Source organism: uncultured Gimesia sp., from assembly GCF_963976445.1.
GTDB lineage: Bacteria > Planctomycetota > Planctomycetia > Planctomycetales > Planctomycetaceae > Gimesia.
In genome coordinates this window covers 79652-90734 of sequence record NZ_CAXBKP010000029.1, presented here as the reverse complement: position 1 = coordinate 90734, position 11083 = coordinate 79652, and the positions used below count along the sequence as shown (strand labels likewise).

Genomic DNA, 11083 nt, shown 5'->3' with positions numbered 1-11083 from the left:
CAAGCTCTTCATCCTCAAGCTCTTCATCCTCAAGCTCTTCATCCTCAAGCTCTTCATCCTCAAGCTCTTCGTCCTCAAGCTCTTCACCCTCAAGTTCTTCATCCTCAAGTTCTTCATCCTCAGCCGCTTCACTTTCGGCCTCTTCATACGCTTCTGATTCAGCTTCTGCGAGACCCTCTTCTAGCGTCTGTTCATCGGTTAATAATTCCTCTGGCTCCTGATCTGGATCGATCAATAATTCCGCGCCCGCGGACGATCGGGTTAAACTGACAATAATCCCCAGAGAGAGCAGACTAACCATCAAATTAGTACCACCATAGCTAATGAGGGGGTGCGAAATTCCTTTTGGTGGCACCATCGCAGTCACAACGGCAACATTGATAATCGCCTGCAGGACCAACTGCATTAACAATGTCATCCCAACAACATAAGCATATGATTTCTGATTTTGTGCGCGAATGATGTTGAACCCTGCCAGAAACAGTCCCAACCAGAGACCCACAATCCCAAGTGTACCAATCAAGCCTAATTCTTCGCCTGCCACTGAAAACACAAAATCAGTATTCGCTTCGGGAAGGAAACTTAATTTTTGTGCCCCTTTCCCCAGCCCGGCCCCAGAAATACCGCCTGTACCCAAAGCCATCAGAGACTGCTTGAGCTGATAAGGAGCCGATTGCCAGTCAGTCCAGGTATCAAGAAACCCGCTAATTCGTTTTAGCTGATAAGGCCTTAATGCCACGAGCATCACCAGTGCAGGAATCGCACAAATCACACCGACAATAAAATTTCGTAGCGGCCAGCCTCCTAGAAACAACGCAATCGCAACTCCCCCAGCCAAGAACAACGACGTCCCCAAATCAGGTTGCTGTAAAACCAGCGGGATCACAATCGCCAATGGAATCAAGAAAGGAATCGTCCCTTTGAACCAATGCTTTAAAGACCGCCGCCGTTGAAGCATCAGACGTACCGTCAAAAGCGGAAGTGCAATTTTTGCTAATTCCGATGGCTGAAGCGAAACCGAGCCAAATCTCAACCAGCGTTGCGCGCCATTCACGCGCGTACCGATACCGGGGATCAGTACCAGGATCAGCAAAACAACTGTTCCCCAGAAGAGCAAGGGCGCACGATCAAACCAGAATCGGGCAGGCATGTAGGATGCAATCGAAGCCACTGTGACAGCAATTGCCAGGAACGTTAAATGTTTTGATAAATAAACCTGTTCAAATTCTGTCGGCCAAGATGTGATGCTGGCACTGTGAACCATCAACACCCCAATCCCCAACAGCGCGCACGCCATCGAGATGAACAGGCTGCGATCATGGTCCGGTTGAGATTGTGGCAAGAGTGAAGCTGGCTTCATTTGAAATCTCTCATTGAAAGACGAGAAAGAATATCAATGAAATCGACCTGAAAATTAACGTACCACCAACCCCAACCCCTTTGTGAATTCCCGATTTAGAAACATTCGACAACCACACGAACTAGCTGACAAAACCGTGATAACAGGCCATTACCCAATCGGATCGCGTTTCCCGATTGACAGAAGCCGCATGATCAACAAACCCATTGAGGCTGGTATGACCCCAATTTCAGGAACCGAGGCTCAGGTCGCGATCTTCAGGCTGGCAACCGCGATGATGGCCAGCAGTGCGGAACAGATCCAGAAACGAACGACGATTTTCATCTCATGCTGGCCTTTGAATAAATAATGGTTGTGAAGTGGACTGCAGGCAATCAGTCGGTTTCCCGTACGTCGATACCAGAATACCTGCAAGATGACACTGAGCGTCTCCACGACAAACACGCCGCCCGCAATCACCAGCAATGCCTCTTGACGAATCACCAGTGCAGCAAAACCAAGCAATGCACCCAAAGGCAGAGAGCCCGTATCCCCCATGAAGACCTGAGCCGGATAGCAATTGAACCACAAGAACCCTAAAACTGCTCCTACAGCCGCTCCCAGGAGAATACTCAACTCACCGGCACCTGGGATATACGGCACCTGCAAATACTCGGCCATAACTTTATGTCCCGCCAGATAAGTCAAACCGGCAAAGGCCGAGCCGGCAAAGACCATGCAACCACTGGCCAGCCCATCCAAACCATCCGTCAAATTCACGGCGTTGGAACTCCCCGTCATGACGAGAATCGACCAGGGAATAAAAAGAACGCCTAGATAAAAGGTCATACGGGTCACAGGCATGATCAAGTCCAGCCCCGAACTTAAGCTGGAGTGACTGAAATAGAGTGCTGTCCCCACGATACCGGAAAAAAGCATTTGAACCAGCAATTTCTGACGTGGCTTTAACCCGTTCTGTGTGGTACTGAGTTTGATCCAGTCATCATAAGCCCCCAGTAATGCAAAACCAGCGGCTGTCAAAATCCCCAGTTGAACATAACGATTCGTAAGATCGGCCCAGAGTAACGTCGAAAGCAGAATCGAGCCGATAATGAAAATCCCCCCCATCGTAGGAGTGGAATTTTTCGAAGCATGGATTTCATTTAGTTTTTCCGAAGCACTGTCAACGCGCTCTTGAAAACGTTTTTCCAGCCAGCGAATCGCCAATGGGCCCAATAAGAGGGCAATCAAAAATGAAGTGAGGCTGGCCAACGCAATCCGTGCCGTCAGAAAGACGCGGGAATCACCGGTCGAGAGAACTTCAAGCTGTTCCAGCAGGGGAGAAAACGTCTTCAATAACCAGATTACCATGAAGTGTATTTCTCGTCACTTATTGCTTCACACAAACCAGACTTAGGATTCACACTCATTCCACCAGCCTGTTGAACTCGATTCAGACACATCTTACCTACAATTCACACACCCGTAAATGAAAGCACCGGACGCCGAGACCCCATATCTCGACGTCCGGTAAAGATTTCATCATGATACAGCAGTGGAGTGATCGACCCAAGTAATCACAAATTCCGGTGCTGGTTTGTCCGCCGAAGCGAACGCGCTCAGGATTCCCGCAAACCCAGGAGCACATGATGAAACCACAAGTTTAGACACATGATATATTTTTATCTCCTAAGGCCATCTGCTGCGAAACCTGTTGATTCAAATAGGAAACCAAACGTTCCATTCGCATACCTCGGGAACCTTTAACTAACACAACGTCTCCCGGCTCCAGGCAGGAGACCACATCACCCTGTAATTCTTCGACGTCAGTCGCCTGTACAATCCGATCTTGAGACAGATTCGCCGAAACGGCCCCCTGAATAACAGCGCCCGCCTGTTTTCCACAGACAAAGAGCAAATCAATGCCAGACGCCGCAATCAACTCTCCGACTTCCTGATGATACCGGTTTGACTCGGCCCCCAACTCCAGCATATCGCCCATCACAAGAATGCGTTTGCCAGGGCCGGACCAATCCTTCAAAACCTGACAAGCTGCTCCCATTGAAACAGGGCTGGCATTATAAGAATCATCAATGATTGTCCAGGAACCAATCTGGTCAATATGACAGCGACCAGACACCGTTACAAATTGAGCAAGACTTTCTACCAGCTTCTGATTTGATAAACCGAATTCTTTCCCGACAGCAATGGCGAACAGAGCCGCATAGACAAAATGTTTCCCCTGTGCGGGAATGAAATATCTGGTACCTTCAAACTGAAATAAGATCCCGTCGGGTGTTTGCCGAATGGACATCGCCTGTAAATCATTCTGTTCCCCCAATCCGACTTTCAGGGTACGGGCTGACGTTTTAGAAACCAGAGACTCTGCGAATCGATCGTCGCCATTCACGACTGCTAACCCTTGGGCCGAAAGTTGTTCAAACAACTCGGCTTTGGCATCTGCCGTTTGAGTGAGTGTTCCAAAATGTTCTAAATGTGAGGGGCCAATACCGGTAATCACTCCGATTTCCGGTTGTAGGATTTGAGCCAGATCTCGAATTTCACCAGGACCAGAGGCTGCCAGTTCCAGAACCGCGAACTCATGAACAGCTTCGATTTGTGCAATACTTAAAGGAACTCCGAATTCATTATTGTAATTCTCGGGGCTCTGAACTCCTTTTAAATACGGAGACAAAGCCGTATGAATCATATTTCGAGTCGTTGTTTTTCCGACACTACCCGTTACACCAATCATGGTTGCCGGTTGCTGATTTCGATACCAGCAGGCATATTGATGAAACGCCTTATTAACATCATCAACTGTAACAAACCGCTGCGAAAGCCGCCCTGCTTCCGAACCGCGTTTCACCACACAAGCCTGGGCACCACGCCTTAGTGCTTCCGTGACAAATTGATGCCCATCCAGCCGCTTACCCTGAATGGCAAAAAACAAATCTCCCGGAACGGTCGTGCGAGAGTCAATCGAAATCCCCTCAATCTCAGCGGCAATCAGATCCGAGAGGACAGGAGCCCCCTGGATGACCTGAATAATCTGATTGAGTGAAACATGATCCATACTATAAATTCTTTACGCTCTTAAAATCTGTTTTGCCCTACTGCAGATTCAGGCAGGAATTTTTGTTGAATTCCCGGAGAATGAGGAACTAAAATAATTTTCTACTACTAATCGATCGCTAAAGGGAATCTTTCGATCCCCAATGATTTGTTCGCATTCGTGCCCCTTACCGGCAATCAACACCAGATCTCCTGCGTGTGCTTCTTCGAGTGCCCGGCAGATGGCTTCTGTTCGATCAATAATCAATTCAGGCTCAACCCCCTTGGTTCGGCAACCTTCCGCAATCATCTCCATGATCTGCATTGGGTCTTCACTCCGGGGATTATCACTGGTAATGATCACCTGGTCCGCTTCGCTGCCTGCCAACCCCAACAACCTGCGTTTTGAATTATCGCGATCTCCGCCAGCACCAAACACACACAAAACCCGTTGCGAACTCACTTTCTTAGCAGAGCGAATTACATGACTTAATGCATCGTCGGTATGGGCATAATCAATGAGCACCGTATAAGACTGCCCGCAGTGAACCTGCTCCATTCTTCCAGGAACGCAACCAAGACTGCGAATCCCCTCAGCAATTTCAGCCAAAGACAAGCCCGACGCCAGACAGACAGCCGCTGCTGCTAAGCAGTTTGAAACGTTATGTAATCCAATTAACGAAGTTTTGACAGGGACACGCGATCCATCAAACAGAATGTCAAACGTAGCACCATTCGTAGATTCCTGAATCTGTTCGGCTGAAATATCAGCAGGGTTATCAATCCCATAAGTCAACAAAGTCTGTGACGTATTGACATCTGCTGCGAACGACCGACAGGCAGAATCATCGCTATTTAAAATAATGGTTCCATCCTGCTTAACGTGTTGAATAATCTTCGCTTTGCAGGCTGCGTAGTTTTCATGATTCTTGTGATAATCAAAGTGATCCTGCGTGACATTCGTCACAACTCCGACTGAGAGTTCCGTCCCCGCTAGACGGCTTTGGTCCAACGCATGGCTGGAAACTTCCATCACTGTGTGAGTGACATCATTCTTGACCATTTCTGACAGAAGCCGAGAAATCTCACTCGCATCAGGAGTCGTCAACGAAGCGGCACGCGCTGTAACACCATTATGATATTCTATCGTTCCCAGCAATCCGGTTCGCCGACCTGCATTCTGCAGAACAGCTCTGATCAGCCAGGTCACAGTCGTTTTCCCATTCGTACCAGTCACTCCTACGGTCTGTAGATGGCTGGCAGGGTGACTCACAAATTCAGAACAAAGAATTGCATAGGCTTTTCGGACATCGGCAACGATGCACTGCGGAACCGGGAGCCCCACCAGAGGATGTCCTGTTAAAATGGCCTTAGCGCCATTCTTGAGTGCCTCGGGAATATATTTTTCGGCGTTTTCTCGAGTGCCGGGAATCACGGCAAAAAGATCACCCTTTTCACAACGTCGACTGTCAGACTGAATGGATGTGGCACAAATGTCGGCACAATCGACGAAGCTGGCCGTGGGAAACAGGGCCCTTAAGCTCATGGCGACTGTTCCCGGAGATATGCTTAGCGATGAAGATGACATGGATGTGAGGTAAGAACCATGCATTTCAGTAAAACCATTATATGAAAGGGACGAGGAGTGGAGGAAATTTCGCGGATAAAATGAGTGTTGAAGTATGCCGGAACAGGCAAAGGAGTGGAAAATATTTGAGTTGAATAAACAAATTCTTGAAAGCGGGAGCATTCTCGTAATTCTCAGGATCAGGTCAACCCTGGATAGCTAAAAAAGTACTCCTTGCCACGGCACCTTGTAATTATTGCAAACAAAAACGCTGCCGCCAGCTTTGGCATCAATGACAATAACCTATTTTCGGACCTGCCTCCCTTCATCTTACGAGCCCTCAACATCCTCAGATCAGCCCCGACAATCAGCGCTGGGCATGGTTTTCGCGGAAGCAGACTGCCAGTTGCTGCTTCACAAAATCTTCCCTGAAAATTAAAATTGGTATTTTTACCTATTTTATAGATAATCACATGGATCATTGACAGTATTCTAGATATCCTGAATAAGTATCAGATGTGTCTCCAAATCATTTCCCTTACATCTGACTACCACACTATCTAGTGCTATTTTTCTTTAAGAGACAGGGTTTATCAAACTGCAAATTCTTGCTCGTCACTTCAACGCCTGCCCGGAAACGGATCTGCAGCTGATGACGAAAAAGACATCACTCGTGAATGGAGAAACTACCCGCGACTCGTTATTCCCCGATCAAACAGTTCATTTCGATGTGCCAAAGGAGAGAGAAAATGTTACAAAACTCGCGTCCCAAAAAAGGTTTCACACTAATCGAACTACTTGTTGTCATTGCAATTATTGCCATTTTAATCGCTCTTTTATTACCGGCAGTCCAACAGGCACGCGAAGCGGCCAGAAGATCTACCTGTAAAAACAATTTGAAACAGCTGGGACTGGCGTTTCATAATTACCATGACACGCACCGCTGTTTTCCGTTTGCCTGGTTTTTAGACCCTACCAACCCTGCCAATCTAAAAGCAGGCAGCTATGGTGTCATGCTGCTCCCTTATCTTGATCAAGCCCCCCTCTACAATCAGTGGAACTCATCATACCCCGCCATTAATCAGTTCGCAGCGATACCACAAGTCGCTCAAAACCTAACTGTCATTGGAACACCGTTACCCGTATTTATGTGCCCCTCGACTCCAGAAGCCACGATACATGACTACGACTTAAGCCCGGCCTTTCCTTTCAGCTGGACTGCTGCTCGGTCCGACTACTGCCCAGCATCGGGCGTTCGTCAAACCTATTCCAACATTGCCTATACCGGACACCCCGCAGCAGCGAGCCGAACTGGAATGTTGAACTTTGTAGGTCTTAGTGCAACAGGCTCACCTGGAGACAGCATTTCCAGAATTCGTGATATTGTAGACGGCGCCTCGAATACGGTCTTACTAGGGGAGCGAGTAGGAGGCTCCAATATTTATAGTGGCACAACGTTAAGCCCCACTTTAACAGCAACACTAGGGCCCAGTAATGGTGGCGGCTGGGGAGACTTCCTCAGTGGTGAGCACTGGTATCAAGGATCTCTTCGTGACGGAACCGACGGGGGAAGCGGAGGGCCTTGCGCCATCAACTGCAGTAACGCAAGAAGTACCGGCTTTTTAAGCTTTCATGTTGGTGGTGCCCACTTCCTGTTGGGCGATGGCGCAGTGCGTTTCATTAGCCAAAATGTCGATGCTTATACCTTCGCCTCGCTTACGACAAGAGCCGGCGGTGAAATCGTCGGGGAATTCTAACTTCCCATAGCTATTTTACGGTCATTTGTTTGTCGGCAGGCCCCCTCAGGTGCCTGCCGATATTTAGGCACAACATTTACCCTTATATTCACCTGAGAGAGTACTATGCAAATACAGCAGATAGTCTTTCTGACTCTGACCACAGCCTCCATACTTTCCTGCAGCAGTCCTGAGCAACCCTTCACCAAACTTACTTATCCCGTGAAGGGAAAGATTACAGTTGACGGAAAAGAGCCCGGTTCCCCCATCCAGATTCAATGCCTGAGCACGGGGGAAATTGACAAGGAACACCCTACGGCATCGGGAAGCATATCCAAAAATGATGGGTCGTTTGAACTTTCAACTTACACAACCGGTGATGGAATCCCCCCCGGCGACTACACCTTAACTTTCGTCTGGAAGAAGTATGACATCATGTCACGCGGTTATAGTGGCCCTGATAAACTCAAAAAACGTTACGATAAACCAGAAAAATCCAAAATCAAATTTTCTGTCGTCGAGGGAGAGCCAACCGATCTCGGCATCGTTGAATTAACCACAAAATAACGCGACCCTCTAACTGAAACACTTTGAGTACTAAACAATACAATCCAGTCTGCCCTAAACGCTCCCTGGATATTACTCTGACCTCTGCCTGAAAACTGGAACGAGTCTATGATTTCACGAGTCTTCACATGCCTGCTTGCTATTACAGTCGGTACCAGCATTTTCGCAGCCGAGAATTCGAATGTCCCTGCTTCAACAAAAGAAGCTAGAGAAATTCCGGATGCGTTTTTCAAGTACATCCAGCGCGATGAACCAGCCTATAAGTGGGAACTCCACGACTCCTTCTCGCACGAGGGAGTCACCGCTTACCCGGTAGAATTAACATCCCAGACCTGGCAGGGAATGACCTGGAAACACTGGCTGTATATTTTTGAACCAGACAACATTCGCATCAACAACAAGGTTCTCCTGTTTGTCACCGGAGGCAGTAATGGCTCTCGCCCCAGCGAAAAACGACTTCACCCGGCATTTCTACTGGCAAAAACAACCGGTGCCCGCGTCGCCTTACTCACACAAGTCCCGAATCAACCACTATTTGACGGCAAAAAAGAGGATGACCTGATTACCGAAACCTGGCTGCGCTATCTGAAAACAGGTGACGAAAGCTGGCCGCTCCTGTTCCCCATGGCAAAAAGCGCCGTCAAAGCCATGGATGCCATCCAGGAAATTGCTCTGGAAAAACGCAACACCGTCATTGATGGCTTTGTGATTACCGGCGCTTCCAAACGGGGCTGGACTAGCTGGCTCACCCCCGTTGTCGACAAGCGAATTATCGCTACTGCACCAATTGTGATCGACACACTCAATTTCCGAGAGCAAATGAAACACCAGATTGCCACTTGGGGAAAATACAGCGTACAAATTATCGACTACACCAGTAAAGGATTAATTGTTGAAGGCGAAGAAAACCAAAGAGAGAAAAACCTCCGTCGAATGATGGACCCTTATACTTATCGAAACCATTTAAAATTACCCAAATTAATCATCAATGGAACCAACGATCCCTACTGGGTCGTTGACGCGATGCGTTTTTACTGGTCAGACCTGGTAGGCCCTAAATACATCCTTCAGGTTCCCAATGCAGGCCATAACCTGGGAGAAGGAGTCGAATACGCACTCCAAACAATTGGCGCCTTTTTTATCCATGCTGCAACAGGCAAAGAACTTCCGACGATGGAATGGGATAACTCGACAGACTATGAATTGAAACTCACCTGCCAGAGTAAACCGACTCAAGTCCGGCTGTGGAGTGCTCACTCGGATAATAAAGATTTCCGAAACTCCAAATGGACTTCCAGTGAAATCAACTCCGACAAGAATGTATATTTAGCAAAGATAAACAAACCAGAAAAGGGGCACATTGCCTATTACCTGGAAGCAATCTACACCATAAACCAAATCCCCTACTCACTATGCACGATTACGACGGCAAAATAGTCAGAAATTTTGAGTGTTTTAAAGCAGGAGATCCATTTCTAAAATCTTCAAAGAAGATTTCTTTTTTCATCTATCCGTTTCTTTCTTGAATGTTAAGATATTGTGTAGAGGGAGTTCATCTTCCCGAAACACGAATAGAAGGACCGTATTTAAAAGTGGTGAAAGGAACAGCCACATGAAAAAGAAATCGCTCGCCCAAGCTTCTAACCCCACGCCCAATAAGACAGTCGTTCGAAGGACATCGCTGGAATTTGACGCGCCCCATTCCCTGGAGTGCGAAATTAAGCATGCACTAGCTATCGACTCAGACGTCTGCTTGAATTCGCTGGTGGTTCACCGTACCAAAAATGGAGTCTGCCTCGAAGGTGTCCTTGAATTTGATGGCGATTGCCCGGATATCTGCAACAGAATCAAGGCACTCACTGGCGTTGAAGAAGTCATTAATCATCTCTTGATGAAAAAACGCATGCCACTCCCACCAAAAGGGTAAGTACTGCTACAGACACCTATTCGATGCCGTTGAGGCCTGCGCTTCAAGGAAGTTCTGCTCTGTGCGTTGAATCCTGCAATTCGTTTTATTTTGACAAAAAACAAATAATTCGTCTGTGCGCCGAGAATCACTTCTGATAACTTCCGCGAATCAACCTCGCTGTTTTAGGCGTCTTCAACTCTGAAACACATCCTCAATTATGACCAACATTTTCTGACGCCCAAACTAATCCTGATTCCATTCAATTTTCCCAGACTGTTGCCGGACTCATGAAGAAAAAAGCAACTGTCTCAGGCACTAATTGCAGCACTTATCAGTAGCAGGAAGGCCACTATGAGTCTCAATCATCACTCAAACCAAGATACCATGGTGCAAATTCGCTGGCTTATCCGAAGAGATATGCCAGAGGTTCTTCGAATTGAAGAGGAAAGCTTTGAGTACACTTGGACCGAAGAGTATTTTCTGAGTTGCCTCAGACAACGAAACTGCATCGGCATGGTGGCAGAGCACAACCATCAGATCGTCGGTTTCATGATCTACGAACTCCACAAATCGATGATTCAGGTTTTGAATTTTGCAGTCGCTCCTGAATTCCGACAGCAGGGAATCGGACGTCAAATGGTACAGCGCGTGATTGACAAACTGTCCCAGCAACGTCGGCGGGAGATTGTATTAGAAGTACGTGAGACCAATCTATCCGCTCAACTGTTTTTCCGCAAAATGGACTTCCGCGCCGTTTCGGTTTTGAGAAACTATTTTGAAGATGCAGAAGAAGACGCCTACGTTCTGCAGTACCGTATGGAACGTGCTGAACAGGACTTCGCGCCTGGGCTTGCTCCTAAAAATCGGATCAGTAAGTACTCCGATGCCTCGGATGCTGCCTGAAATTGACA

9 protein-coding genes are annotated in these 11083 nt (G+C 47.7%); 5 read left to right on the top strand and 4 right to left on the bottom strand.

What is annotated here, in order from left to right; translation table 11 throughout:
• The 4 genes from ftsW to AAC022_RS23370 all read right to left on the bottom strand — a co-directional run.
• Positions 1–1360: putative lipid II flippase FtsW (ftsW, locus tag AAC022_RS23385; protein ID WP_339735027.1), on the bottom strand; the 1360-nt coding region annotated here is incomplete at its 3' end.
• A gap of 243 nt (positions 1361–1603) precedes the next feature.
• Positions 1604–2710 carry a phospho-N-acetylmuramoyl-pentapeptide-transferase gene (mraY, locus tag AAC022_RS23380; RefSeq protein WP_339735025.1) on the bottom strand — a complete coding sequence of 369 codons (1107 nt, stop codon included), beginning with the start codon at positions 2708–2710 and terminating at the stop codon, positions 1604–1606.
• A 292-nt stretch (positions 2711–3002) separates the two neighbouring features.
• Positions 3003–4415, bottom strand: a complete 1413-nt coding sequence (gene murF, locus AAC022_RS23375; RefSeq protein WP_339735023.1) for a UDP-N-acetylmuramoyl-tripeptide--D-alanyl-D-alanine ligase — start codon at positions 4413–4415, stop codon at positions 3003–3005.
• Between the two features lie 48 nt (positions 4416–4463).
• Complete coding sequence (locus tag AAC022_RS23370; RefSeq protein WP_339735021.1) at positions 4464–5939, bottom strand: UDP-N-acetylmuramoyl-L-alanyl-D-glutamate--2,6-diaminopimelate ligase; 1476 nt, start codon at positions 5937–5939, stop codon at positions 4464–4466.
• Between the two features lie 770 nt (positions 5940–6709).
• Between AAC022_RS23370 and AAC022_RS23365 the strand changes: the two genes are divergently transcribed.
• The 5 genes from AAC022_RS23365 to rimI all read left to right on the top strand — a co-directional run bounded on the left by AAC022_RS23365 (position 6710) and on the right by rimI (position 11075).
• Positions 6710–7717 carry a DUF1559 domain-containing protein gene (locus AAC022_RS23365; RefSeq protein WP_339735019.1) on the top strand — a complete coding sequence of 336 codons (1008 nt, stop codon included), beginning with the start codon at positions 6710–6712 and terminating at the stop codon, positions 7715–7717.
• A 105-nt stretch (positions 7718–7822) separates the two neighbouring features.
• Positions 7823–8263: a hypothetical protein gene (locus tag AAC022_RS23360; protein ID WP_339735017.1), complete on the top strand. Its 441-nt coding sequence runs from the start codon at positions 7823–7825 to the stop codon at positions 8261–8263.
• Positions 8264–8371: 108 nt separating this feature from the next.
• Positions 8372–9700, top strand: coding sequence for a PhoPQ-activated protein PqaA family protein (locus AAC022_RS23355; protein ID WP_339735015.1), 1329 nt, complete (start codon positions 8372–8374; stop codon positions 9698–9700).
• Positions 9701–9875: 175 nt separating this feature from the next.
• A complete protein-coding gene (locus AAC022_RS23350) occupies positions 9876–10190 on the top strand; it encodes a hypothetical protein (protein WP_339735013.1) in 315 nt (104 codons plus the stop codon).
• A 333-nt stretch (positions 10191–10523) separates the two neighbouring features.
• Entirely contained in the window at positions 10524–11075 is a 552-nt protein-coding gene (gene rimI, locus AAC022_RS23345; RefSeq protein ID WP_339735011.1) for a ribosomal protein S18-alanine N-acetyltransferase, read from the top strand.
• Positions 11076–11083: the final 8 nt, after the last annotated feature.

Excerpts from the sequence above, each read along its gene's own strand:
- mraY (WP_339735025.1), bottom strand. The coding sequence starts at position 2,710 with ATGGTAATCTGGTTATTGAAGACGTTTTCTCCCCTGCTGGAACAGCTT.
- AAC022_RS23370 (WP_339735021.1), bottom strand. The coding sequence starts at position 5,939 with ATGAGCTTAAGGGCCCTGTTTCCCACGGCCAGCTTCGTCGATTGTGCC.
- AAC022_RS23365 (WP_339735019.1), top strand. The coding sequence starts at position 6,710 with ATGTTACAAAACTCGCGTCCCAAAAAAGGTTTCACACTAATCGAACTA.
- rimI (WP_339735011.1), top strand. The coding sequence starts at position 10,524 with ATGAGTCTCAATCATCACTCAAACCAAGATACCATGGTGCAAATTCGC.
- murF (WP_339735023.1), bottom strand. The coding sequence starts at position 4,415 with ATGGATCATGTTTCACTCAATCAGATTATTCAGGTCATCCAGGGGGCT.
- AAC022_RS23360 (WP_339735017.1), top strand. The coding sequence starts at position 7,823 with ATGCAAATACAGCAGATAGTCTTTCTGACTCTGACCACAGCCTCCATA.
- AAC022_RS23355 (WP_339735015.1), top strand. The coding sequence starts at position 8,372 with ATGATTTCACGAGTCTTCACATGCCTGCTTGCTATTACAGTCGGTACC.
- AAC022_RS23350 (WP_339735013.1), top strand. The coding sequence starts at position 9,876 with ATGAAAAAGAAATCGCTCGCCCAAGCTTCTAACCCCACGCCCAATAAG.